This window comes from Nitrospira sp. (assembly GCA_035968315.1).
Taxonomy (GTDB): domain Bacteria; phylum Nitrospirota; class Nitrospiria; order Nitrospirales; family Nitrospiraceae; genus Nitrospira_D.
Map to the genome: position 1 here is coordinate 240,288 of JAVYIN010000002.1, position 23,895 is coordinate 264,182.

Here is a 23,895-nt window from a genome sequence, read left to right on the forward strand (position 1 = left end):
CGGCGCTTCCAGGCCGGGCATCCTTACTCGACGTTCAGATGGGAGCGCACGTCCTGCGCATAGGTTTTGAAAGGATCCGGCATGGGAAACGGCGTGCGGCCGCGGACTTGAAAGATCGACCAATTGATCACATAGGCGGGGAAATAGCGTTCATCCTGCACCGGCCCACCAGGTTCGGCGATCGGACCGGCCGCGAGCAGATGCCGAACCAGCTCGCCGCGGCCAAACGCGCGCGTGTTACGGGGCGGATGTTCCATCGCCAGCGCGATGGCCTTGTCCGTCGTCATGCGTGGCACACGGCCTTCTTCCAATAATCCGAAGTAGAGCCCGCGATCGGGGCGAAGATTATGGTATTCGAGGTCCAGACTCTTCAGCGTCGGATCGTGCCACTCCAACTGCTCGGCCTCGCGGAAAGACTCCAGCAGCCAGAGCTTGGAGGCCCAATCCACGCGGCCCACCAGCTTGGCATAGTCTCCGCGCAAATCCGTCAGCACCGCTTCCCATTGAGCCAGCACCCAGTCGGTTTCCTCGTCCTGCCCGGCATAGGCGTCGCGGGCCGCGGCCAGAAACTGTTCCTGGATGTCGATGGCCGAGATGCTCCGGCCTGACTGCAACCGCACGATCCACTGGCGTTCTTGATCCTGTGAAATCTCTTGCAGGGTCTCGACCGGCTCGTCGATATCCAATCCGCGCGGCGCCTTGCCCTCCTCGATCAGCTGCAGCACCAGCCCGGTCGTGCCCATCTTCAGCGCCGTCGCATATTCGGCCATATTGGAATCGCCGAGCAGCAGATGAATGCGCCGGTACTGATTCGGGTCCGCCAGCGGTTCATCGCGGGTATTGATGATGGCCCGGTTCTGTTGGACCCACTCGAAGAAGTCGTTGACGATGTGGTCCGCCCGCTGCGAAATCTGAAACGGAATCATCGTCTGCGGCGAACCCTGATGCAGCACGGCACGCGGCACGATCAGGCGGTCCATCTGAATCCAGGCATCCTGCGGACTGGCGGCGCCGATCCGCCCGGAGCCGGTAAAAATCTGGCGGGTCACCAGAAACGTCACCAGCGGGCTCAACCCGCGCCGGCTGAACGGGAATTGTCTGGTGACCAGATAGTTCTCGTGCGATCCGAACGTGGCATCGGTTTCGTGATCGATATTGTTCTTGATCAGCGAGATCGTATCGCCGAATCCGAGTTCCTCGATCGCCTGCTGCAGCACCAGATCGCCTGCCCGATCAGTGGCGACCAGATCCGCCAGCGAATGGCATTCAGGCGAGGCATACTCGAGATGCCCCATATCCAAATACATGCGCCCGGCATTGGTGAGAAATCCGCCGTTCCCCGGCGGCTCGTCATGCCCGCGATGGTGCAAATCGAGCACCCCCCGGCGCTGGACATGGAAGAGATGATCGCGGATCTGGTGGGCAAACCACGTCGGCATATGGTCGGGACGGTCCTGATTGACCAGGAGACCATACTCGGTTTCGATCCCAAAAATACGGTTCAGCATTTTAGCCGGCCACAATCGGCTGGAAGTCCTTCGGCAAGAGCCGCGTCAACTCAGCCGGCTTGAGCGCCCGATACTTGGACGATCCTGGCTGCTGACGGTCCAGCACGGCACATTCCAACGTCTTGTCCGCCAGCACCTCGCGAAGATGCGCGAGCAGCGCCGCCTGATCCGGAATCGCCGCAGCCTTCTGGCTCTCACCGGATGGTCCGGACTCCTCCGCCGTCTCCGCCGATTCCTGCCGATGCGCGAGAGACCCGATCGCCCAGGTACGGAGCGCCAGCACCAGTCCTTGATCGAGGGAGCAGGAAGCGGGCCTCTGTGTGTTCAGATACTCCAGCATGCGCGCCTGAGCCGTTTTCGTGGCGGCCAGGACGGCCTGGTTCTTCATCTCTTCAAACGTGCCGTCATAATTGATCGTGAGCAGCGAGTCCCGCTCCGGCTTCTGTCCCAGCTCAGCCAGCAGAATCCGGACGATAAACGGCGCCTTATAGACCTCTTCAAACGCTTGCTTGATCACCGGCGCGATCCCGTACTTAACCAGGCGCGAACCCGTCACATCGGAGGGCGAACGGTTGAACCCCTCGACATGCGCCATCTCCAGCAGGTTGAACCGCAGCTTTTCCAAATCCGCCGGATGCCCCATGCCTCCCAGCGCGATCCGATCGTAAATCTCATAGAGCTTCGAGGTCCCTTTGCTGACGGTCGTCAGCAGAATACCGCCCTCGTAGACGAGCCCGACAACCGGGCTGCCCTGCCGGAACTGTTCATCGAGATACGACCGGCGATTACCGACCGCTTCCACCCACCGATAGGGTTCTTCATACATGGCGCGACACCTTCGTTTCGAACAATGGTTTCAGCGTCGAATCCGGGATCGTCCGCAGCCCGTCCTGCGTAATGAGCTTGATGACCGGATAGAGGCTCGCCTCCCGGTTGACCCCGCCGGTCGCCGAATCGAACTCGGCCGCACTCGTCAGCAGGCGCAACGCCTGAATCGTCGCCTCTTCTTCATTCAACTGCACGAGCGGACGCTCACCCCACGTATTGACGTAGTGGAGAATGCCGCGGATCGTCGGCGAGCCTGAACCGGACACCGCATACTCCACGCCTTCAAACTCAGCCCCGAGAATATCGTAGAAGAAAATCTTCGCCGTCCCCTGCTCGAAATCGTACCCGGCAAAGACCGGCACCACCGCGCCGGTTCCCGCCAAGGCCGCAGCCACATTCTCCTTCAAGAGCTTGGACACCGCGCGCAGCTTCCCTTCGAAACTCAACTCTTGAAGTTGCGTCCGCCGGTAATATTTGAAGGAATGCTCCAGCACCCGCACCATCTCATAGGCCGTGGCGGGCACGCCGGCAATCGCCATGACACTGTGCCGGTCGATCTCTAGGACCTTGTCCGTCCGGTCATACATCACCATATTGCCGGCCGTGGCCCGCCGATCGCCGGCCACCAGCACGCCGTCACGATATTTGAACGCGAGAATCGTCGTCGCGCTCGTCAGCTCCTGTCCGTTCCCGGCCTGGCCGGGACTCCCTAATGTATAGCCCTGCTCTTTGAGCAGTTGAAAGAAATCGCCCTGCATTCCCATTGAAACCTCCAGGCTAGGGGGCACGAGGCGAGGGGCGAGAGGAAACCCACCTGCCCCTCCCATCGCCTCTTGCCTATTGCCTCTCGCCTATTCACCAGTTCTTTGCCGATACCGCTCAGCCTGCTTCGGATCGACCTTCTTCATGCGCTTCATCAAACTGTCCTTATCGGGCGACCCAATATCAGGCCGCTTGGGTCCGCTGCCTTCCTCCAATGGGCTCGGCGCTTTCGGCATTGGATCACCCGGCCCCTCGCGCCGTTCCGGCATGCTTGTATATGTCATGATCGTGCATCCTTTCGTCGATTCCAGGCCGTCATCGCTTCGGCGGGAGACGCAGCCGCCTCCAGCACCGCCGCACAGGCCTTCACATCCTCGGGAGTGAACAGATCGCCCATTTCCAAGGTCTTGGGCATCAACCCGCCGGAAAACTGAATGCGCTCCCACTGCATCGACTTGATCTGGTCCGGGAAACGCCGCACACAGAGCCCGCGCAAGCCACCGCGTGTATCGCTGGGACCAGCCGACAAGGCCCGCTCAATGTCGGCTTCCGTTGTCATGCGCCAGACCTTGCCTTCCGCTTCAAGCCCCAGATACAGCCCGCGCTCGGCATTCACATTGTGATATTCAAGGTCCAAGCTGGCCAGCCAGGGATCATCCCAGCCAATCCGTTCTTCCCGCATGAAGGTTTCCAGAAGCCACAGCTTCGTGACCCAATCCAAGCGCCCCACCAGCTGCGCGCGATCCGTCGTAAGGAGCGTCAGCGTCTGCCGCCATTCCCGCAAGATCCAATCCGTATCCGGATCTGACCCGGCGAACTCTGCCTCCGCCGCCGCACAATATTGCTCCTGGATCTCGACACCGGACAGCATGAGGCCGTTCTTCTGCCGCACCACCGCTTTGAGATCGCGGTCACGCGCAATATGTTTTACCGCAACGACCGGCTGATCGAGCTCGATCGCCGGCGCGCGATCGCGGCCAATCAACTCCAGGACCAGCTGCGTGGTGCCGATCTTCAACGCAGTCGCATATTCACACATATTCGCGTCGCCGATGATCAAATGCAGCCGCCGGTATTTCTTGGGATCGGCATGGGGTTCGTCCCGCGTATTCAGGATCGGGCGATTGTGCATCGTGTCGACGCTCAGATCCGTTTCCATGAAGTCGGCCCGTTGCGAGAGCTGATACGAGCCCGGCACGAAACCGCTTTCCTGCGCCTCCACCCCCACCTTGCCGGCCCCGGCAATCACCTGGCGGCTGACGAGGAACGGAATCAACCCCTCTACCAGCGTGGGAAACGGGATCGCGCGCGGGACCAGATAGTTGTCGTGACAGCCATAGCTGTGGCCATGAAAATCGGAGTTGTTCTTGTAGACCTGCACATGCGGTCCGCCCAACGTCCGGTTTCTCCGCTCAGCTGCGCGCTGCACCACCCGCTCGCCGGCCCGGTCATGGGCCAGCAGATCGCGCAAGGTGCGGCACTCGGGAGTGGAGTATTCCGGGTGCGTATGGTCGTTGTAAAACCGGGCGCCATTCGGCAGCACCAGGTCGCTCTTCATCTCGTGAAACGAAAAGGGCCGGTGCGCATCGACCTTGGCGAACTCATCCTCTTCCTTGTCCTGCTGGAGGCCGGACACCCGGAACCCGCGCGAATCTTCATGCGGATCTTCGCCGCTGTAATCCCACCGCCGCTCGAAGGAGGCGGTCAGGTGCGCCCGCACCAGCTCCATCGACTCGACGACCGGATCCACCACGTCGAGATCCTCGCGCGTAATGCCGTACTCTGTTTCAATGCCAAAGAGACGCATAATTCGTTGCGTGGCGAGAGGCACGAGGCCAGGGGCTAGCGGTTCAGACGATCCCCCTAGCCTCTCGCCCCACACCCCTTGCCTCACTCAAATAATCTGACTCACCAGCCGTTCCTCGGTCTGCCGGCCATGACGGAACGACGACACGCCGACCACCTGGTCGGGATGATGATCGAGCAGCTTCAGCCACTCTTCCGCCGCATCGTCCGGCGGCAGCATCTCGCCTTCGCGGAACTCTTCCGATGCCGCGTCCAGCACATCTTTCGCCATCAGGCCGGCCGGTGTCCCGGATTGAATCGTCCGGTCGATCGCCTTTTCCTTCGCGCGCTGCACGATGGAAGAGAGAATCGCGCCGCTCACGAGATCGCCCCGATAGAGCACCTTGTGCTGCCCGTTGCGCAACCGGATCGAGAGCACCCGGTTCTCATCGGTCCGCTTGAAGATCGTCTCGATGACGTCGCCAACCAGCGCCTGCAAGGCCGCCGCCTTCTCGCCACCCCGCTCCGCCACATAGGCGGCGTCCAGCGGCAGGTCTTCCCGCAGATACACTTTCAGAATCTCTCCCGCCGACTCGCGATTGGGCCGGCTCACCTTGATCTTGCGGTCGATCCGGCCTGGACGCAGGACCGCCGGATCGATCAGGTCCGGCCGATTCGACGCCAGGATGATCACCACGTCGCGCAATGACTCGATCCCGTCCATTTCGGAACAGAACATCGGAACGAGCGTGCTTGAAATATTGAACGAACGCGAGGCCCGCCTGGTGCCGAGAATCGACTCCGCCTCGTCGATGAAAATAAAAGGCAAGGCGCCTTCACGCCGCCTGGCTCTCGCTTTGGCAAAGAGATCGCGCACCATCCGCTCGGATTCCCCGAGCCACATATTCAATATCTCAGGCCCCTTGATGTGGAGAAAGGCGCCGCCGGTAATAGGCACCTGCGTTTCACCCTGGCCGCCCTCGGGCATCGATTCACTGACCAGCTTCGCGAGACTCGCCGCCGCCGCCTGACCGATCAGGGTCTTGCCGCAACCGGGCGGGCCATAGAGCAGAAATCCTTTAGGCTGTGTGAACTTGAATTGCTGGAAGGTTTCCGCGTGCAACAGGGGATATTCGATCGCCTTGCGAATCGCGCCGATCGCCTCCTGCTGGCCGCCGATCTGTTCCCACGTGACCGTCGGCACTTCATCCAGCACGTGCGTCTTGGCTTTCCGATCTTCGAGCTTCTCAATCGCGATGCGATGGCCCGGATCAATGCGCAATTCATCGCCGGCCTTGAGGTCCACACCCGCGAGATCGCTCGACCGCTGGAGGATCATGGACTGCCGCCCCATCTCCTGCTCGAATCGCAACCGCCCGTCCGGCAAGGCTTCGGCCAGTTTGAGCACCGGCCCGCTCCGGTCATAGCCCAGCGTCTTGATGACGGCGTAGGCTTCATTGACCAGGATCTGCGTGCCGATCTTCAGCACATCGGCCGGCACCCGTGGATCGACATTGGTGTAATACTCCGCGCCGCCCACCACGATCCGAGCCAGCCCTTCGCCGGGCAAGTCGAGCAAGGTGCCGATCCGGTTGGCCGGCGCGGTCAACTTCCCGACCACTTCGCTGATCTTTTTGTATTCGGCTTCCCGCTGCTGTTGGCTGGCGGCATTCAGCATGACCGAATGCCGGAGCTTGTAGAGGATCTGCTGGCGGGGGTCGTTCTCAGGAAACGAGGCCAGACACTGCTCGATCAATTCCAACGGGTCTGCCGCCGCCGAGGCCGGCCGCTTCCCCGCCCCTGTATCCGATGGGCCTCCCGGCCCCTTGTCGTCCGCTCGATGGTCGCTCATGTGTGCCTCCCAACCAATCAGGCGTCATCATAACAACATGTTTGCGCCAGACGCTACCAGGGAGATATCGAGGATTGGGGGCAATCGAGAGCGCAGATTGGATGGAGAACCGCATCGAAACAGAAAGGCCCACAACCTGCTAATTGACAGCTTGGAGTGTCACCGATACCGATTGCCGCTTATTGGCGCGCAAAATCTCGACGGATACCTGCTCACCGACCTTGTGCGCCTCCATGACGTCCATCAGGTCGTCGAGCGTGGCCACGGGTTTGCCGGCAACCGCGAGAATGACATCGCCGATCTCAATCCGGCCATCGGCCGTTTGCCGTGCGCCTCTGAGCCCAGCCGCATCGGCCGCACCCCCACGGGCGACCTTCCCGAGAATCAACCCCTTGATGCCCCAGCGCTTCGCCATCGCATCGGGAATGAACGACACGCCAAATCCTGGACGAATCAGTTTCCCGTGCTTGATCAATTCCGGAACAATGCGATTCACCGTATCCACCGGCACGGCGAATCCGATGCCGGCATAGGCGCCACTGGGGCTCACAATTTGCGTGTTGACGCCAATCAAGCGGCCGCTGCTGTCCAGCAACGGCCCGCCGGAGTTGCCGGGATTGATCGCCGCATCGGTCTGCACGACCCCGTCGATCGTCCGGTTCGACATCGACTTGATCGTGCGTCCCAAGGCGCTCACCACGCCGGTCGTCAAGGTATGGTCCAGCCCGAACGGATTCCCGATGGCCAGCACCTTCTGCCCCACCCGCAAGTCGTGCGACAGGCCCACCGCGAGCGGCTCTAACACCGTCTCTGGCGCTTGAATCTGCAAGACCGCGAGATCGTGGTCCGGATCGACGCCGACCACTTTCGCCTGGTGCTCGCTCCGATCGGCCAGCGTCACCTTAATGGAGTTGGCGCCATAGATGACGTGAAAGTTCGTGACGATATGGCCCTGCTTGTTCCAGATGAATCCGGAACCGGAGCCCTGCGGCACTTCCATCGTCTCCAGCGACCAGAAGTCCCGCTGGATCGCCGTATTGGCAATAAAGACGACGGACTTTGTGGCTCGTTCGAAGACGGCCATGGTGGCCCGCTCATCGGGAGACAATTCGGCTGGTCCAGGCGAAACCGGCCGAGGCTTGCCCTCCGCGCCGTCATAGCCGCCGCCGAGCGGCTTCCCCCAATCCGACGCCGTTGCCGCTACGGTGGATGTGAACAGACAAGCTCCCAAGGCAATCCCCTGGAGGCACCCTCTGACAGGCCGCGTGATCACCCTACTCCCCCATGATCTGAATAATGAGCTCGCGCGTGCGGGACCGCGTGTCGAAATCAACGACCACGATCTGCTGCCAGGTGCCAAGATGCAAGGCGCCTTCGGAGAAGGGAATGGTCACGGACGGCCCTTGGAGCTGCCCGCGCAGATGGCTGTGCCCGTTGTCTTCGCCTGGATTTCTCGTATTGTGCTGCCAGGCCGGATCGGCCGGCACCACCCGGTCCCAGAAGGCTTTCGTGTCGGCGCGAATGCCCGGTTCGTCTTCGATGACCATGATCGAAGCGGTGGTATGCTTCACAAACACCGTGACGATCCCCGCCTCCAGCTCCGACTCGGCCAGCGCAGACTGCACCGCAGCCGTCAGGTTCTCGATGTGCGAATCGCCCCGCATGTTCACGTGCAACGCGACGGTCTTCACAGCCATGTCAGCACTCCATCTGACGAAGGAACCGGCGCTCCGATGGAGAGAGCCGGCAACCCCGCGCTTCTTCCAACACCCGGTCAAATTCGCCCTTCGAGGCCAGGCCCCGCAGCGCACCCATCACCGCGTGGCTCAGAATGCCTTCCTGCTGCAGCTTGGCGAGATAGGCGAACGCGTCGGCCAGCGTCTCCTTCTTCCGCACATAATAATCGCGCCCGCGCTGTTGGTTGCTGTAGGCCTCGAACTGTTCGCAGGCGACCAGAATTTCCGCCAGCTGTTTCACCCAGGGTTTCGCCGATGCCAGCCGCTCGGGATAATAGTAGTAGAGCATCACCTGCTGCATCCAGGGCAGCCAGGTGATCCCCATATTCTTGATCGCGGGCCGGACCGCCCGCAGGCGGCGCGCCAGCCGCCGCGCGTAGCCCAGCCGCATTTCCACCTGCTCCTTCGCCCAAGGAGTCACGGCGATCCCGGCCGCTTCAAGGTCCCGCCGATATCGCGCGAGGAACGCCTCTGTCTCCCGTCCATAGGTGGTGCCAGGGTGGACGGCACGCCACTCGCGCGGCCTGGTCGGAATGCCCCGCTCTTTGGCCCATGACCAGATAGATCCAAACAGTGTTCGGTCAAGACCCGCCCGCCCCAGGTCGTGCAGCAGACAGGCGATCTGATAGGACCGCACCCGATCCGGATCGTGCCCCAGCGATGCGGCCACGGCCGCACACATGCGTGCCGTCCGCACGGCATGCGGCCGATCGTAGCCGCGAATGATCCGCCCGGCTTTGTGAGGGTGGGGGTAATCGTAGAGCCGCATCAGTCCCGCCACCAGTTGGCGAGGGATTACAAGCGGCGCCGATGAACGAGCAATTGGCATAGGTGCAAGAAAACGAACACCATACGAGTCGCCAGAACCGGGCGCAGAATATCGTCGAGTGCCCAGGGTGTCAAGGCGACAGCACCAGCGGCCACTCGCTCAATCGATCGAACTTTGCTATGCTCGGCGCATGAATGATCCCCAATGCAAAGCCTGTTCTGGCACCTGGCCGAGAGCCGACCACTTCATCGCCGACCTCGGGCTGACCCGGGCCTATCTCCATGACGATCAATTCTTTTCCGGCTGGACCGTACTGGTCTTTTGCCGGCATGCAACCGAGCTCTTTCACCTGGCACCGACCGAGCGGATGCAGTTGATAGAAGAAGTGACCCTGGTTGCCAAAGTCCTGAACCAGGTCTACGAACCACGAAAAATCAACTACGAATTGCTGGGCAACCAGCTCCCACACATTCACTGGCATCTCATCCCCCGCCTCGCGAATGATCCTACCCCGCTCGAACCGGTGTGGCGGGTGCCGCATGAGCCGGTGCTTCGATCAGGTCCCGACCTCCAGCACACAGTCCAACGCCTGCAAGAGGCCCTTCAGAAGGCCTGTTAACCCACGTATCGCCGCGCCCAGTACGGGATCCCGTCATCCCCACCGGTCTCGATTCGGTGCTATACTACAATCCAATTTTGATAACCGATCCGGAGGGTCACAGGTTTCCGATGCGTCATCGATTGGTGTTCGCGGCCCTCTTGTCCCTCTGCTGTCTTGCGCGGGTTTCCGTCCAACTCTCTTTCGCACAGCCACAAGAAACCGACCCGTCACCCGTGCTCGAGATCCCGCCGCCGCCTTCAGAATCGCCCACTCCTCCGCCACAGGTGGAAGAGCGCCAACTCCCTGAACCTCCGGCGCCCACACCTGAGGACGCCGTGACCCTCCTCGGGGAATTGCGCAACGCCGTCCGTCTCTCGCCCGGTAACGCGAGCGCCCGGCTGAACCTGGCGCAAGGGCTCTCCCGCATCGGCGACCTGGATGCCGCGCTCGACGAATGCCGTGCCGCCATCGCACTGGATCCGAAGAACGCCTTCGCCCATCTGCAACTCGGCGTCACGTTGATGGCCAAACAGGAGGGACGCGCCGCCGCCACCGCCTTGATGGACGCCCTCCTGCTGGATCCCACATTGACGCAGGCCCATTACAATCTCGGCAGCGTGCACTACTCGCTGGGCCATCTACCCGCCGCGATCCAGTCCTATCGGCGGGCCTTGGAACTGCAGCCCAACTTTCCTGACGCCCGTTACCGGCTCGCGCTGGTCTTGAAGCTGACGAATCGCCATCAGGAGGCGGCCCAGTTCATGGAGGAGGCGGCGGCCGGCGGCATTCCGCAGGCGCAGTTCTTCACCGGCAATGCCTATCGCAACGGACAGGGTGTGGAGAAAAATCCCGCCAGGGCCATCAGCTGGTGGACCCGCGCGGTCGAATTCGGCCACCCACGGGCGGCGGAATCCCTCTCGCAACTGCGCCGCCAGGCCCTGTCACCGGAGCAGCCGGAGCGCCGACGGAAAGACGCGCTCGACGCCTTCAGGCAATATCGTGACTCTCTCTGGACAGACTATCCGAACGCGGCGCGACACGATCCGAATGACTCGCTGGGCATCGCCTTGCTCAAGACAAGCGAATCACCCGACAGCGTCACGGTCCTGCTGCACGAAGCCTTGGCGCTGAGCGAACCAGCGCAGGCCGAGTTGGCGCGCCTCTATGAGACCGGCCTCGACGGCCGCCTCACTCCATTCGACCCGCGCATCCTGGCCTGTTTTGAAACCACTGCGGCCGACGGCTTCCTGCCGGCCAAAAAAGCGCTGGCGCGCATCTACGGCATAGGCCTCGGCGTTTCAGCGGATGCACAAAAAGCCAAAGCGCTGCTGAAGGGCCTCCCGAAGCAAGACGCGAAACTCATCCTGGACGAAATCGCCGGACGATAGTCATTCACCATGCTCGACCCTGCACGCCTCTGGCGACAATTTCTCGGCTCTCCCTGGCTCCAAGCCGGTGCCATGGGATCGCTCGCCACCCTTCTGGCCTTCGGGCTGTGGGCCGCTGCCCCGGCCACATTTGCGACCCTCGACTGGAGCGCCTACGATCTCTGGCTCAGCCGCCGCGCCCCCATCCCCGTCAGCCCCTCCCTCCTCATCGTCACGCGCGACCCTGCCAGCGAAGCGGAGTTCGGCACCGGCCCCTGGGACCGGGCCATCCTCGCCCGCCTGCTGACCAGCGCGCACGAAGCCGGAGCCCTGGCTCTCGGCCTTGACCATCGCCTCGACCATGCCAGCCCGGCTCAGCGCGGCGGAGCCGCGAGCGATGCCTTGCTGCTGGAAGCCCTCAGCAGCGCCGCCCCCGTGGTCATGGTGCACAGCGCTGACGCGGCCCTGGCGTCGGATGCCGCCCTGGCCGCCCAGCTCTCAGTCACGGCCCATCCCGATCATGTCGCACGCACTGTGCTGGCTTCGTCACCCGATGACCCATCAGCCGTCCCGGCTTTCGGCATAGCGCTCTACGATGCGTTTCAAAAACAGGTCTCGCCGGTACGCCCCCGTCCTTCCCCAATAGGGGCCGGATCGCTCTTGGTCAATTTTGCCGGCAACGGCACGCTCGCCTCCTTCCCGACTGTGCCACTGTCAGCCGTGTGGGGCGCGATCGAGCAGCACGAGAACGCCCGACTCACCGAGTGGTTCAACGGCAAGGTGGTCGTGTTTCTGCCGAACCAGCTCACGGGAGGCAACTGGCTCTTGCCCACAGGGCACAGCGTTAGCGGCCAGATCGTCCATCTCCATGTCTTGAACATGCTGCTGACCGATCAACGCCTCTGCCAAGTCGGCGCAACCGGCCGCTTCCTGGTGACGCTGCTTGTCGCCAGCCTGGCAGCCTGGCTCCTGCTGCAGTTTCGCGGGGCTATCCACCTGCTTCTTGCCGCGGCGGCCATCGCCGTCTATGCCGGCTCCCTGGGCCTCTTACTTGTGGCGGCCCATCTGGTGCTGCCCCTTGCCATGCCCGTCACAGCCGCCGCGCTCGTCCTCGCAGGGACAACCATCTGGAGCCACCTCACCGCGCACCAGCGGCTGCTGGTGGTGGAGCAAGACATGTTGCGGGTGCAACAAGAAGCCGCCGCCGTGCGCGAAGCCCTGGTCTTGCGTGAAACCCGCGCGGACACGCTGCAAGAAGATCTCGCCGCCGCCAAGGCCTCCATCACCCACTCCGCCGGACAGCAGGCAGAACTGGCCAGATCCGCCGAGACTCTTCGCGCCCAACTCGCCGACGCCCAAGCGGCGGAAGAAGACGCCCGCAGGACCTTGGCGGAACTTGAACAGCAGCTGCACAACCTGCGCGCCGCCACCAGCGCTTCCTCCACGATCGCAGATGTGGAACTCGATCGCTGCCGCGACGAATGCCGCCACCTGGGCATCGTGACTCAGGACGCCGGTCTCCTGCGCCTGTATCGGGATCTCAAGAAAGGGGCCAAGTCGCCGCTGACCGTGCTGCTGCTCGGCGAACCGGGCACCGGTAAAGAACTCTTCGCCCGTGCCGTGCACCGGCTGAGCCCCCGCACGAGCAAGACCTTCATCGCCGTCAACATGGCGGCCATTTCACCCGAGTTGTTTGAGAGCGAACTCTTCGGCCATACCAAGGGCAGTTTCACCGGCGCCACAGCGGACCGGCGCGGCTACTTCGAGCTGGCGAATCACGGCACGATCTTTTTGGATGAAATCGGCGACCTCCGGCTGGATCACCAGAGCAAGCTGCTGCGGGTGCTCCAGGAAAAGTCGTTCTACCGGGTCGGCGCGACCACCCCGACGACGGTGGACGTGCGCATCGTCGCCGCGACCAATCGCGATTTGCAGCGCGGCGTCACCGAAGGCTGGTTCCGCGAAGATTTGTATTTCAGACTCACCGGCCTCGTGTTCCGGCTCCCGCCGCTCCGCGAACGGACCGGCGATGTGCCGCTGCTGGCAGAGATCTTCCTCGCGGACATCGCCGGCCAGATGGGAAAGCCAGTCCCCCAATTATCGAATGAGGCCATGCGGGCGCTCGCCGCACAGGAATGGAAAGGCAACGTGCGGGAACTCCGCCATTGCCTGGAACAGGCCATCGCCTTGAACGACGGGCCGCTGCTCTCGAAAGAGTCCTTGCGCCTCGGCAGCGACAACACGCCCGCCACAGGCCGCCCCACACAGAGTCCGATGCTGCCCGATCCGGCCAGCGATGCGGCGGTGCTGAACTGCCTGCGGCAACAGGGGTTCGACATGCAAGCCACGGCCAACACCCTCGGCTGGGACCGCAGCACCGTGACGCAACGATTGAAGGGGCTCTGCTTCCAGGCGCTGGTCGAAACCAATGGGGACCAGGGGAAAGCAGCCAGCGCGATTGCAGGCGATCCAAGCCACCTGCGAACCGTCGAACTGAAGCTCATGGATTACCACAGCCACCTGCTGTCGGTGATCGACCCCTTCAAGACCGCCGACGAAGCCATCGCCGATTGCAAACGGCGCTTCAAGAACCTCCCCGACCGCCACTTCAAAGCGGTGGAGAGGCTGGTGCGGCAGCACTTCACGGGAAACAGACGGGCATTCCGTTAAGCAGCTTTCCCAGACACCCCCTTGGCTCGCACCAAGAGCTCCACATCACAATCCAGGACATGCAGCAATGATAAGAGTTGATCCACAGACTTGCTGTAGTTCGTTTGATCGAGCAACCGGTAGAACTGCGTGGCCGACGTTCCCAACCGACGGATGATCTCGCGTTTCGATAGCGCACTCACCTCGACCCGCTTCTGCGCTTCAACCGTGAGCTTATACAACACACCATCCCGCAGATAGTGAGGGTCCTGATTATATTCCAACACCTGCTCGCTATGGACCGTCCCTTCCTTGCCGGACTTCAAGACATAGGTAAAGCCCTCATTCCCGAGTTCTTTATCGATGAAAACCCGGGCAATTGGATCGGCGGCACTGGGACGCAAATCGAGCTTTGAGTACGGCAACTGGTAGGTCTGCTTCGAGATCTTCACCTCAAACGCCTTCTTGCGATTATTCAGACTCACGGATTGGATTTTCATAGTGCCCCCTCGCGCTCCAATTCTGCGATCAATGCACGAACTCGTCTCGTGGCCTTACCGACCATCGGCTGACGCTGATCCAGATCCCACTTCACCATGAGTACACCGTCTCGGTAGATGTGGACATGCCGGGGGGAGTGATCGCCCTTCCAGGTGACGAACACATATCCGCCTCGACGCACCTTCCCCATGCGTAAGTGTTACCTCTCAAGGTACCTCTTGTCAAGACAAGGCTTCAGGACGCAAACGGTTAGGCCACAGGCGGCTGCCAGGTGGCGGGCTTGAAGTAGGCGTGCGATGGGGTCTGACTGACGGCGTTGCGGATCACGAGAAAATAGCGGGCACAGGGCAGGCTGTCGATTTCAGCGGGAGAGAAGAATCGCGCATCGGAGGTCTCCTCGTCATCACCACGAGGGGTCCCACGAATCACCCGCGCTGCAAAGACCGTCGAGACGACGGCGAGCTGATCGCCATTGTCGTAGACAGCAGAAAAGTGCTCCCCCGCGAAAACCCCAAGGATGTCAGTCAACTCGACGAACACCCCCGCCTCTTCCCAGGTCTCCCGCACCGCCGCATCTGACGGCAACTCATGCGGGTCGATGATCCCGCTCGGCAGCCCCCATAATCCAGACTTCGCATCCTGCACGAGCAAGAGCCGGCCCTGGCTGTCATGGGCCATGACAGCCGCAGTAGGAACCTGCAGCAACTCCGTGCCGACCTTGGCGCGAAGAGATTGAATGAAGTCTGGAATGGGCATGCCGGTGATTATCCGATGATGGTTATTCTGGAAACACGTTGCGCGCGGGCTTGCCTCATCAGCTCACGCGCCGCAGCACGCGCACCCGCTCACGGCCCTCGCGGCCGGGAAAGGCCACATCCGGCACATAGTCTTCGAGGATTTCGTAGCCGTCTAAAAAGAGCGCCGTCAGATCCGGCACGCTGAACGGGAAGGGCGGCCCCACCTCGCCCGGATCGAGCGCCGGATTGATGAACCACACTCCGATCAGCAGGCCTCCTGGCCGCAACGTCAGATCGATGCCGCGCCGGTAGTCCGCGCGCAGCGTGGGAGGCAGCGCGCTCATGCAGGTATGCTCCAGCACCACATCATACACGCCGCGCATCTCCTCCGGCGGATCGAATACATTGCCGATCACGAAGCGCTCCGCCAGATGGGGATACTTCGCGCGCGCTTCCGCCACCCCCGTCGGCGCGATGTCGAGCCCCGTCGCATCCAGCCCATGCTCCACCGCCAGCGCCACCTCATGCCCGCGGCCGCAGCCCGGCACCAGTGCCCGCCCGCGCACCGTCTGACGCGCAAGATACTGCGTCATCGCCGGCGCCGGCACACCCTTATCCCAGAACGCCTCGCCCTTTTGATACTTCTCATCCCAATCGATGTGATCCATAGATCCTTCCGTCAACTTATAACAATCCAAAGACTCCGCCCCTCTGCCATTCCCCAAGCAGCGCTACGCAGGATACTCGCCAGCTTGGTTCCTCCTCAGCCCTCACTGCAGGTGGGATCGGCAGAGGCAGGGTCAAATGCCTCATCGCGCACATCGAGAATCAGGTCGTAGGGGGCCAGGGGCGAGTAACTTGAGCGCAAGGCGATCCGGCGGCCCACCACATTGGCCTTCACATTCAGCTCGATCAGCCCGGCGAGATTCAACAAATCCGGTAACGAACCAGCTATGCCCTGATCCGTAATATCTGGTTGTTCCCAGGTGCCCACCTCCAGATTCGTGGCCGGCCCCAGATGCATATATTCCGACAACCGATCATGCACCGGGTTTGACGCATAGTCCCGTATGAGCGATGCAAACGTCCTCAACCCCGCCACCGATCCGGCCACACGCCACTCCTTCGCCGCCTTGTCCTTGCCGCAGAAAAACCCCAATTCCCGCCACACGCGCCGGGCACGTTCCTTCGCCGTCTCACTCGCCATCGCCACCCTCCGACCTCTCGCAGATGCAGAAACAATCCACCCGCCTCGAATATGTACTCACACGGCCACTGCGTCTATGCGGCATGCAGCAGGAACTCAACCTTCACCGCATCATACGGGAACATCACCCGGCCATCCTCAACGCGGTCGAGCACCCCGGCATTCAAGAGCGCCGTGATATCGCTATGCACGGCCTTGACGTCGCGCTCGACACGACGGGCCGCTTCACGAATAGACATGGGCCCGGCCCCACACATGGCCTTGAGCAATTCCCAACGCTTCGCCGTGAGCACCTTCCACAGCAGCTCCGGGGAAGCAAAACTAATGCGCGCGGATTTCTCCGCCTTGCCGGTTGCCCAGGCACGGGAAAACTCTGCCATGGATTCGCCGGGGGCACGAACATCAAGTGTCACGGTTTTCACAATTCCACCTCGTTTGAAACATATACCAGCATGCGCACACTGTTGCCAACGATGACAACACCACGGCCCATCCATCCAGCACGCAAGGGAACAACGGGGACTGCCCCTTATAACGCCCGAATGATCATCCAAAGCGAGAGAAACGGGGGGGGGCAGAGATGACGTAGTGGAGGGCCTCTTTAATCTTCGCTATTCGTCGATACGGAATACCGGGTAGTCCTCTGCGATGGCTTCAAAGTCGGCAACCGACGCCTGGGGTGAGACTGGGAGGTGCTCGCGGCCACTCGTCGCCACCTGGCACCAGGCTTTGAGGATCGGGGCGCGCCCCTCAGCCGGGATCTCCGCCAACCTTACCGGATGAGACCGCCCGCGCTTGATACAGGCCTGTCCGCCAGCCGCACGCACATTCTGCACCCACTCCGACCCATTCCCAAGCATCGACACGAGATAACGCCGGCCTTGATAGCTGGCGCCAACGAGGATGGTGTCGTGGAGGTCGCCAGTGGTTCGGTCCTTCACCTGCAACGTCAGCAGGATTCGCGGGGTCAGCCCAAGTCCCGACACCCAGGCAAACAGCCTGGTCCACCATCTCCCGAATCGGGTTGGGCGCCAATCCCGGTAGAAGAAGCGCAGGTACCCTCGTTCGGCCGGATCTTTGTGCGGCGGCAGTAATTGATTGCCCACCCTACACCTGTGCTCATAAGGCCCAACACTAGTTAGGCCGAAAGGGATTGAAGGAATCAGGCCTTTTCTATTTTTCTCATGAGGCGATCAAGAAAACATTCCCACTCCATTTTCTTCTCCGCCACGACGGAAATGGAGAATGTCCCCGTTAATTTCCCCCGTCTTATCGACCAAGTTCAGGAGCGGGCCGTTTGTGAGGCGACACATGAAGAGCGGTGTTGGTCATCGCCGTTTCAATAAGGTGCATGAGATTCTTAACGTCGGCAACCATTCGTTCTTGGGGTGAAGTCCCATGGTTTGTCGCATCGTAAATTGACTTTATGGAGTGACGGAGAGAACGAAATACTGGTCGGCGCCCGTTATGAAGTTGTTGCCAGAGAACCTCGTGAAGCTGGCACAGAAATGTTGTGAGGCGCCATAGCTCACCCACTGTTCCACGAGCAAAAAGTGCTTTTACGTCAGCGTGATCTTCTATCTCTCGATGAGCCAGATATTTGTGTCGGACAGGCTTAATCGCCCGCTCATACACGAGGCGGTATTTCTCGACCATACCTCGAAGACGGTTGACGTCTTTTATCGTTGGATAGTAGGCCCGGTCCAAGTATTCAAGAAGCCATGGAGGATTGGTTTCTCTTCCGTCTCGTTTTCTAAAAGCAAGCGCGCCCCGTTGAAACAGACCGAGGTCTTTCTCCATCGCATCAAGCAATGCGGTGACGTTGTACTTTGAATTTGTGTCGAATACTCGTCCCAGCGCAATGTAGGCGGCAGATTGAAATGCCGCACTGCACGAAAGCCAGAATGTGGGGGTGTTGTTAAGTCTGCTCAGCAGTTTCCTTGACCTTGACGCAGCATGTTGGATGGCCGACTCAGCATAGAGGTACTGCGAAGCAATGATCGCCTCCCTTCTAAAGTTTTCAAGTTGAACCTCGAAACTGCGGTGACGAGTCATTGAAATGACCAACTAACTGACCAGTCTGCGCCGATTTTGGCGAATGTCCGGGGAAGGCATGCTGGGGCAGTTCTTGATTTCGCACTTATCTATCATGCACTGACACCCTTACCGCCCTCATCGCAAGTTACTATTTCGCATACTGCCTCGCAATCCCCGCCCACGTCTTTTCTAACTGGGGGATGAGCAACTTGAACGCTTCCTGCTCGGCTTCTATGCGCTTCAGATCGACAGTGCTCGAGGAGCCCCACGCATTAGTCAGCCCCGTGGATTTGGCTGTGGCTTCCGATAACCCGTAAACAAACCCCGTGCGGACATCGGTAAAAAGCGCAGATGCCGTTGACGTAATGTGAGCGTCACGATCCGGCACCATTCCAAGAGAGAGCAAGGACAATGGAGCATGAACACGACCCTGGACTCTAAATGATGTGTCGATCGTGTATATCAACAGGATATCCGCTTGAACCTTGGCGGCAGAAACTCTTAGGTCATCGATAGAATCCATATTGGGCGGAAGCAACAACCGATTAATGGGGGCCACACCTGCCACAGACGGCCACTTCGACATACCCTCCACTTGCCCGTCGCTCAGCAGCTCCTGCGTTGTCACAACGCTAAATCGGCCATAGCTATAACTCTCCGAGGTGTAGGACTTGTATTGGGGTGCCTGAACCCGCGCAATCGCAATGCGCGCGGGAAAATTCGGCGAGGGTTTGCGTGAAGCGGCTTCGGCAATATCAGATCGATTGATCGCTGCCAGGTTGACTGGTCCGCCGGGGGTGACATAGCTGGCACAACCAGAACAGAAGATTACGAGGCCACACAACAGGGCTTCCAATGACTTCATCCAAGCCTCCCTAAGCCTTTAGTTATTTAATGCCTTCCCTTAACCCAGCAAGAATTGGGAACCTAGCAACACCACTGGCAACCCAGTCTACGTCAAAGTCCATTAGGTATCCAACACCCCGCGATAGAGCCGAATCCTCAAACTGATTATTCTAAAGACCTTAGCCTATAAATAGTTCCCTCTGAACCTTCTTTCCCAGGGAGCTGCTTGACTGTCCTTCACTGCGCCGCATTGAGCGACCATTGTTTCATCGTGGGGGCTCAGCGAGCAAGAAGGATGGCCTGGCGGCTCCCCTCCCCCCTCTTGCGGGTCCATCCCCGCATCCCATGATGGGCCTAGCATCCCCGCATCGTTTCATCAGACACGCCATTCTCTGAACTCCTGAATTTCATTCATATCTTTCCCAATTCCTTCGCCCCTTCCCATCGGCACTCCGGTTGCTCAAGCACAGAATCGTCGGCACGCGGCGCAGCAGGCCGGAAAGGAGGTGATGACGGGCTCGGGCCGAATGAATCATGCGCCATTACGTTTCACCTTTTACTTTTCACGTTTCACGAATGAAGGAGGAAGCCATCATGCAAAAAGGTCCATCCCAGGTTTCGTCAGGCAACATCACCCCCACCGTTATGGGACCCCAGAAAGAGACGAAGGACATCGTCATCCTCGCCAGTCTGGTGATCGCCCTTGCCGGGTTGTCCGCCCTCGCCTGGATCTATACGGGGGTGAACGAACCGACGACCATCAAAACGCCCTCTGAGAAGGTCGAACCGGCCACAGTATCGGAGCTCCTCAAGAAGGCCAGCCCCTTGACCCAGGCCGAAGCCTCGACCACCTCCTCCCTGCCAGTCACAGCCCCGGCGGCTCCCTCGCCGGACATTATCCATTCCGACATCTACTTCGAAGTGGGGCGCAAAGGCCTCACGGACGAGGCCAAGGCCCAGCTCTCGGCACAGGGCGAGCTGCTGAAGCAGCAGCAGGACTATGCCGTGCTGATCCAGGGCTATACCGACCAGCAGGGCTCGGAACGCTACAACAAGAAGCTGGGGTTGAAGCGGGCTGAGACGGTGAAGGCCGAACTGCTCAAGGCCGGAGTAGCCGAGCACCAGATGAAGGTGGTGAGCCTCGGAGAAGAGGGCGTGCTTTGCGTGGACAACAGCGATCTCTGCAAACACCTGAATCGGCGGGTGCATCTGGAAATCCGCAAGATCGGCCAGGAACATCTGGTGATCCCGGCGGTTGCCGCCACAACGGCGATCGATCCGGCTGAACAGTCCGTCGAGCAGCAGGCCTCGGGCCAGGCCGACGGCTCGACCGGCAACATGCCTCCCTCCTCGTCCGATCCGGCCATCACCACGTTTGACCCGGCGTCGGGCAGCTAACGACATGGCCGGGGACAGATTCTGCGCGGGGCGCATGCCCCGCGCAGACTGCCTCCATCCACCCCCTTACTGAATCAGACGAGGATGCTATGACCAAACACCTGTTTCTCCGCACCACGCTCGCCCTGTTCCTCTCGGTGGGTACCGGCACCCTGTTGCTTCTTCCGGCATTCGGCAATGAACCGGAGCAGACCGGCCACACCATCTCGGTGAATGATGTGAAGGGCGGCAGACTGCTCTTCAAGACGGCTCAACCGGGCCGCTTCCTTCCCGCGCCCACCCTCACCACCGATGTCCGCCTCTCCGTGACCGGACTCATCGCCCGCGCCACGGTCACGCAGGAGTTTCTGAACCCCAGCCTGGAGGCAGACGTCTGGGCCGAGGGCGTCTATGTGTTCCCGCTTCCTGAGACCGCCGCCGTCGATCATCTCCGCATGAAGATCGGGGAACGGATCATCGAAGGCCAGATCAAGGAAAAGTCTGACGCGAAGAAGGTCTACGAACAGGCCAAGCAGGCAGGGAAGCGGGCCAGCCTCGTCGAGCAGGAACGCCCGAACATCTTTACCACCTCCGTTGCGAACATCGGCCCCGGCGAGCGCATCTCGGTCGAGATCGAATATCAGGAGACCATCCGCTACGACCAGGGCGCCTTCTCGCTCCGGTTCCCCATGGTCGTAGGCCCGCGCTACATCCCCGGCACACCGGTGGTGCTGGAGGATCAGACCCCAGGCCTCGGCTGGTCGCTGGATACAGACCGCGTGCCGGACGCGTCACGAATTACTCCGCCGGTGCAGCATCCTGCCTCTGGCTCGATCAATCCGGTGAGCCTCACCATCGACCTCGCGCCGGGCTTTCCTCTCGGCCCTATCGAGTCGCCCTCGCACGCAATTCTCACGATCGCCGAGCCGGATGGCCGACGACATATCACGCTCCGCGCAGACACCGTCCCGGCTGATCGGGATTTCGTGCTGACCTGGAAACCGGCTCCCGGACAAGCGCCCACCCTCTCCGTCTTTCGTGAACAACGGGGCGACAACCACTATGCCTTCCTGATGGCCATGCCGCCGGTTGGACATAATCAACCGGCCTCTTCCGTCCCGCGCGAGACCATCTTTGTGATCGACACCTCCGGTTCTATGTCCGGCACCTCGATCGAACAGGCCAAGGCGGCGCTCCTCCTCGCCTTGCATCGCCTCACGGCGCAGGACCGCTTCAACGTAATCCAGTTCAACAGCGTCACTCACGTGCTGTTTTCCCAGGCCCAGCCGGTCACTCCGCAGACGCTCCGCAAGGCCGTGCACTATGTCGAACATCTGACCGCCAACGGCGGCACGGAAATTCTGCCCGCCCTGAAGATGGCCTTGAAAGGCAGCGCACCGGCCTCTCATCTGCGCCAGGTGGTCTTTCTGACGGATGGGCAGGTCGGCAATGAAGACGAGCTGTTCGAGATCATCCGCACACAGCTCGGCCCCAGCCGCCTCTTCACCATCGGCATCGGCTCGGCGCCGAACAGCCACTTCATGCGGAAGGCGGCGGAGTTCGGGCGCGGGACCTTCACCCATATCGGCAGCACCAACGAAGTGCAGGCCCAGATGGATGCCATCTTCCGCAAGCTGGAACGGCCGGCGCTGACCGATCTGCACATTGAGGGATTGGACGGACAGGTCGAGATGTTTCCCCCGCGCATTCCGGATCTCTACGAGGGCGAGCCGGTCGTCGTCGTGTTGAAAGGTACCTCTCTCCCTGAGACGGTCACCATTCGCGGCATGATCGGGTCCGCTCCCTGGACAACGTCGATCCCACTCAAGGATCACGAAGCTCGTGAGGGCCTCTCCGTCTACTGGGCGAGACAGAAGATCGCCGCACTGATGGATCAGCAACGCTACGGCCAGGATGAGACCGCGACGAGGCAGGCCGTCCTCAATGTGGCATTGGCCCACCACCTCGTCAGCCCATACACCAGCCTCGTCGCGGTTGATGTCACGCCGGTTCGGCCAGCGAACCAGCCGCTGCATCCCCACGCGATGAAGACGAATCTGCCCGATGGCCAGCACGCTCAAGCCATCTTCGGCCTGCCTCAGACGGCCACGAGCGGGCCGATCCAGATTGCTCTGGGACTTGCCGCACTGCTGGCGGCTTGGATGGCCTATGCCCTGCGGGTACGAGTCGCATGAACCCGATCTTGTCTACACCCCGCATGCTGACTGTGCTGACGGTGTGCCTCCTCGCCATCGGCTTGTGGCAGCTCGGGGAAGGATCGTGGATCTATGCGAAGGCCAGGCTCGCGCAGCATTTGCTGCAGCGGGCCTGGACCCGCACGCTGGCGGGCGAGAAACAGGCACAGCCCTGGCCCTGGGCCGACACCTGGCCGGTGGCGAGGCTCACCGTTCCGACTCTCGGCATCGACATGATCGTGCTGAACGGAGCCTATGGCCGCACGCTGGCCTTCGGCCCAGGCTATGCCGAATCGAGCGCGCAACCGGGAACACCCGGTACGACGATCCTGACCGGCCATCGGGATACGCATTTCAGTTTCCTGAAAGATCTGCAGCCCGGAGACCGGCTCACGCTGCAATCCGCCGATGGCGGGCACCGGAGCTATCGTGTGCGCAACCGGCGCATCGCTCATGTGACGCGGGATGGCATTCCCTTACGACACGGGGGACACCATTTGGCCCTGGTGACCTGCTATCCATTCGACAGCCTGATACCGGGCACGCCATGGCGGTATGTGGTGATCGCCGAAGATGAGGGGAATCAGGAGGAGCAGGACGGCTGAACACGGCGGCAGGCCCCGCTACTTGCGGGTTTTCTTCGCTTCTTTCCACTTCCAGGGTGGAACGGGATTGGGGTCGGCCCAGAGGCCTTTGTGTTCGGCTTGCACCAGCGCTTGGACCTCGCCCAGGCTGCGGTCCTTCGAATCGAATGAACGCCACCAGGCCAGGCCTTCCTTCAGCAGCTCATGGCCAAGATTGCGCCCGTTGGGCAAGATGATCTCAGCGGTGGTGCGGCCCTGTGCGCCGCGCCGCAGGTTCCGCACAATCACTTCACGGCCTCCGACATAGGCCTGCGTCGCATGCTTCGCCCGCACCCCCTGCGGCTGCTTGAGCTCCGGGCAATCGATATCTTGCAGATAGATCGTGTCTCTCTTGCCGTCGTGGTAGATCAGCAACCGATCGCCTTCATGTACGGCCACCACCCGGGCGGGAAAGTCCGCGCGCGCCTCCATCGGACGCAACGCCAGGACGACCAACGCACACACGGCCATCGTGAAGAGTTTCCATATCATGCCTCTATGCTAGCCCGAGAGGG

General features: G+C 61.2%; 24 protein-coding genes. 6 read left to right on the top strand and 18 right to left on the bottom strand.

Translation table 11 applies throughout. The annotated features are described in order from the left end of the window. Positions 1-23: 23 nt before the first annotated feature. The 9 genes from RI101_01465 to RI101_01505 form a co-directional block, all read right to left on the bottom strand. Positions 24-1,508, bottom strand: a complete 1,485-nt coding sequence (locus tag RI101_01465; protein MEC4888702.1) for a proteasome accessory factor PafA2 family protein — start codon at positions 1,506-1,508, stop codon at positions 24-26. Position 1,509: 1 nt separating this feature from the next. Further along, positions 1,510-2,334 (bottom strand): hypothetical protein, encoded by an 825-nt coding sequence (locus tag RI101_01470; GenBank protein ID MEC4888703.1) that lies wholly within the window; start codon positions 2,332-2,334, stop codon positions 1,510-1,512. Further along, positions 2,327-3,100: a proteasome subunit alpha gene (locus RI101_01475; protein ID MEC4888704.1), complete on the bottom strand. Its 774-nt coding sequence runs from the start codon at positions 3,098-3,100 to the stop codon at positions 2,327-2,329. Before RI101_01475 ends, RI101_01470 begins: the two co-directional genes overlap by 8 nt. Before the next feature lie 87 nt (positions 3,101-3,187). Beyond that, positions 3,188-3,382, bottom strand: coding sequence for a ubiquitin-like protein UBact (locus RI101_01480; GenBank protein MEC4888705.1), 195 nt, complete (start codon positions 3,380-3,382; stop codon positions 3,188-3,190). Beyond that, positions 3,379-4,905: a proteasome accessory factor PafA2 family protein gene (locus tag RI101_01485; protein ID MEC4888706.1), complete on the bottom strand. Its 1,527-nt coding sequence runs from the start codon at positions 4,903-4,905 to the stop codon at positions 3,379-3,381. The genes RI101_01480 and RI101_01485 overlap by 4 nt, the downstream gene beginning before the upstream one ends. 87 nt (positions 4,906-4,992) lie before the next feature. Then, complete coding sequence (locus RI101_01490) at positions 4,993-6,735, bottom strand: AAA family ATPase (GenBank protein MEC4888707.1); 1,743 nt, start codon at positions 6,733-6,735, stop codon at positions 4,993-4,995. 139 nt (positions 6,736-6,874) lie between these two features. Beyond that, positions 6,875-8,008, bottom strand: coding sequence for a trypsin-like peptidase domain-containing protein (locus RI101_01495; protein MEC4888708.1), 1,134 nt, complete (start codon positions 8,006-8,008; stop codon positions 6,875-6,877). Between the two features lies 1 nt (position 8,009). Next, complete coding sequence (locus tag RI101_01500; GenBank protein MEC4888709.1) at positions 8,010-8,432, bottom strand: secondary thiamine-phosphate synthase enzyme YjbQ; 423 nt, start codon at positions 8,430-8,432, stop codon at positions 8,010-8,012. Position 8,433: 1 nt separating this feature from the next. Further along, the gene (locus tag RI101_01505; GenBank protein MEC4888710.1) at positions 8,434-9,240 is read right to left on the bottom strand and encodes a hypothetical protein; all 807 of its coding nucleotides are present in this window, start codon (positions 9,238-9,240) and stop codon (positions 8,434-8,436) included. 190 nt (positions 9,241-9,430) lie between these two features. On the opposite strand from RI101_01505, the gene RI101_01510 reads away from it, so the two are divergent. From RI101_01510 to RI101_01520, 3 genes are all read left to right on the top strand, one after another. Next, the gene (locus RI101_01510) at positions 9,431-9,859 is read left to right on the top strand and encodes an HIT family protein (GenBank protein ID MEC4888711.1); all 429 of its coding nucleotides are present in this window, start codon (positions 9,431-9,433) and stop codon (positions 9,857-9,859) included. Between the two features lie 317 nt (positions 9,860-10,176). Next, positions 10,177-11,229, top strand: a complete 1,053-nt coding sequence (locus tag RI101_01515; protein ID MEC4888712.1) for a tetratricopeptide repeat protein — start codon at positions 10,177-10,179, stop codon at positions 11,227-11,229. Positions 11,230-11,238: 9 nt separating this feature from the next. Then, positions 11,239-13,878 carry a sigma 54-interacting transcriptional regulator gene (locus RI101_01520; protein MEC4888713.1) on the top strand — a complete coding sequence of 880 codons (2,640 nt, stop codon included), beginning with the start codon at positions 11,239-11,241 and terminating at the stop codon, positions 13,876-13,878. On the opposite strand, the gene RI101_01525 is transcribed toward RI101_01520, so the two are convergent. The 8 genes from RI101_01525 to RI101_01560 all read right to left on the bottom strand — a co-directional run bounded on the left by RI101_01525 (position 13,875) and on the right by RI101_01560 (position 19,204). Next, the gene (locus RI101_01525; GenBank protein MEC4888714.1) at positions 13,875-14,357 is read right to left on the bottom strand and encodes a hypothetical protein; all 483 of its coding nucleotides are present in this window, start codon (positions 14,355-14,357) and stop codon (positions 13,875-13,877) included. The genes RI101_01520 and RI101_01525 overlap by 4 nt on opposite strands. 250 nt (positions 14,358-14,607) lie before the next feature. Next, positions 14,608-15,114 (bottom strand): NUDIX domain-containing protein, encoded by a 507-nt coding sequence (locus tag RI101_01530; protein MEC4888715.1) that lies wholly within the window; start codon positions 15,112-15,114, stop codon positions 14,608-14,610. Between the two features lie 58 nt (positions 15,115-15,172). Further along, on the bottom strand, positions 15,173-15,763 hold the full coding sequence (locus RI101_01535) for a methyltransferase domain-containing protein (protein ID MEC4888716.1): 591 nt from the start codon (positions 15,761-15,763) through the stop codon (positions 15,173-15,175). Positions 15,764-15,858: 95 nt separating this feature from the next. After that, positions 15,859-16,302: a hypothetical protein gene (locus RI101_01540; GenBank protein ID MEC4888717.1), complete on the bottom strand. Its 444-nt coding sequence runs from the start codon at positions 16,300-16,302 to the stop codon at positions 15,859-15,861. Positions 16,303-16,376: 74 nt separating this feature from the next. Then, entirely contained in the window at positions 16,377-16,724 is a 348-nt protein-coding gene (locus tag RI101_01545; GenBank protein ID MEC4888718.1) for a winged helix-turn-helix domain-containing protein, read from the bottom strand. Positions 16,725-16,913: 189 nt separating this feature from the next. Further along, entirely contained in the window at positions 16,914-17,408 is a 495-nt protein-coding gene (locus RI101_01550) for a hypothetical protein (GenBank protein ID MEC4888719.1), read from the bottom strand. A gap of 163 nt (positions 17,409-17,571) precedes the next feature. After that, entirely contained in the window at positions 17,572-18,357 is a 786-nt protein-coding gene (locus tag RI101_01555) for a hypothetical protein (GenBank protein MEC4888720.1), read from the bottom strand. 130 nt (positions 18,358-18,487) lie between these two features. After that, positions 18,488-19,204: a hypothetical protein gene (locus tag RI101_01560; GenBank protein MEC4888721.1), complete on the bottom strand. Its 717-nt coding sequence runs from the start codon at positions 19,202-19,204 to the stop codon at positions 18,488-18,490. Between the two features lie 575 nt (positions 19,205-19,779). On the opposite strand from RI101_01560, the gene RI101_01565 reads away from it, so the two are divergent. The 3 genes from RI101_01565 (at position 19,780) to RI101_01575 (ending at position 23,362) form a co-directional block, all read left to right on the top strand. Then, positions 19,780-20,583 (top strand): OmpA family protein, encoded by an 804-nt coding sequence (locus tag RI101_01565; protein MEC4888722.1) that lies wholly within the window; start codon positions 19,780-19,782, stop codon positions 20,581-20,583. Between the two features lie 89 nt (positions 20,584-20,672). Continuing rightward, a complete protein-coding gene (locus RI101_01570) occupies positions 20,673-22,757 on the top strand; it encodes a marine proteobacterial sortase target protein (protein MEC4888723.1) in 2,085 nt (694 codons plus the stop codon). Continuing rightward, positions 22,754-23,362 (top strand): class GN sortase, encoded by a 609-nt coding sequence (locus tag RI101_01575; protein ID MEC4888724.1) that lies wholly within the window; start codon positions 22,754-22,756, stop codon positions 23,360-23,362. Before RI101_01570 ends, RI101_01575 begins: the two co-directional genes overlap by 4 nt. A gap of 18 nt (positions 23,363-23,380) precedes the next feature. Here RI101_01575 and RI101_01580 read toward each other — a convergent pair whose 3' ends face one another. Continuing rightward, positions 23,381-23,872 (bottom strand): thermonuclease family protein, encoded by a 492-nt coding sequence (locus tag RI101_01580; GenBank protein ID MEC4888725.1) that lies wholly within the window; start codon positions 23,870-23,872, stop codon positions 23,381-23,383. Positions 23,873-23,895 lie beyond the last annotated feature (23 nt).

Coding starts and splice junctions, on each gene's coding strand:
- RI101_01540 (MEC4888717.1), bottom strand. CDS start 16,302: ATGGCGAGTGAGACGGCGAAGGAACGTGCCCGGCGCGTGTGGCGGGAA.
- RI101_01565 (MEC4888722.1), top strand. CDS start 19,780: ATGCAAAAAGGTCCATCCCAGGTTTCGTCAGGCAACATCACCCCCACC.
- RI101_01505 (MEC4888710.1), bottom strand. CDS start 9,240: ATGCGGCTCTACGATTACCCCCACCCTCACAAAGCCGGGCGGATCATT.
- RI101_01470 (MEC4888703.1), bottom strand. CDS start 2,334: ATGTATGAAGAACCCTATCGGTGGGTGGAAGCGGTCGGTAATCGCCGG.
- RI101_01465 (MEC4888702.1), bottom strand. CDS start 1,508: ATGCTGAACCGTATTTTTGGGATCGAAACCGAGTATGGTCTCCTGGTC.
- RI101_01555 (MEC4888720.1), bottom strand. CDS start 18,357: ATGACTCGTCACCGCAGTTTCGAGGTTCAACTTGAAAACTTTAGAAGG.
- RI101_01510 (MEC4888711.1), top strand. CDS start 9,431: ATGAATGATCCCCAATGCAAAGCCTGTTCTGGCACCTGGCCGAGAGCC.
- RI101_01530 (MEC4888715.1), bottom strand. CDS start 15,114: ATGCCCATTCCAGACTTCATTCAATCTCTTCGCGCCAAGGTCGGCACG.
- RI101_01575 (MEC4888724.1), top strand. CDS start 22,754: ATGAACCCGATCTTGTCTACACCCCGCATGCTGACTGTGCTGACGGTG.
- RI101_01475 (MEC4888704.1), bottom strand. CDS start 3,100: ATGGGAATGCAGGGCGATTTCTTTCAACTGCTCAAAGAGCAGGGCTAT.
- RI101_01535 (MEC4888716.1), bottom strand. CDS start 15,763: ATGGATCACATCGATTGGGATGAGAAGTATCAAAAGGGCGAGGCGTTC.
- RI101_01500 (MEC4888709.1), bottom strand. CDS start 8,432: ATGGCTGTGAAGACCGTCGCGTTGCACGTGAACATGCGGGGCGATTCG.
- RI101_01490 (MEC4888707.1), bottom strand. CDS start 6,735: ATGAGCGACCATCGAGCGGACGACAAGGGGCCGGGAGGCCCATCGGAT.
- RI101_01560 (MEC4888721.1), bottom strand. CDS start 19,204: ATGAAGTCATTGGAAGCCCTGTTGTGTGGCCTCGTAATCTTCTGTTCT.
- RI101_01525 (MEC4888714.1), bottom strand. CDS start 14,357: ATGAAAATCCAATCCGTGAGTCTGAATAATCGCAAGAAGGCGTTTGAG.
- RI101_01580 (MEC4888725.1), bottom strand. CDS start 23,872: ATGATATGGAAACTCTTCACGATGGCCGTGTGTGCGTTGGTCGTCCTG.
- RI101_01570 (MEC4888723.1), top strand. CDS start 20,673: ATGACCAAACACCTGTTTCTCCGCACCACGCTCGCCCTGTTCCTCTCG.
- RI101_01485 (MEC4888706.1), bottom strand. CDS start 4,905: ATGCGTCTCTTTGGCATTGAAACAGAGTACGGCATTACGCGCGAGGAT.
- RI101_01520 (MEC4888713.1), top strand. CDS start 11,239: ATGCTCGACCCTGCACGCCTCTGGCGACAATTTCTCGGCTCTCCCTGG.
- RI101_01480 (MEC4888705.1), bottom strand. CDS start 3,382: ATGACATATACAAGCATGCCGGAACGGCGCGAGGGGCCGGGTGATCCA.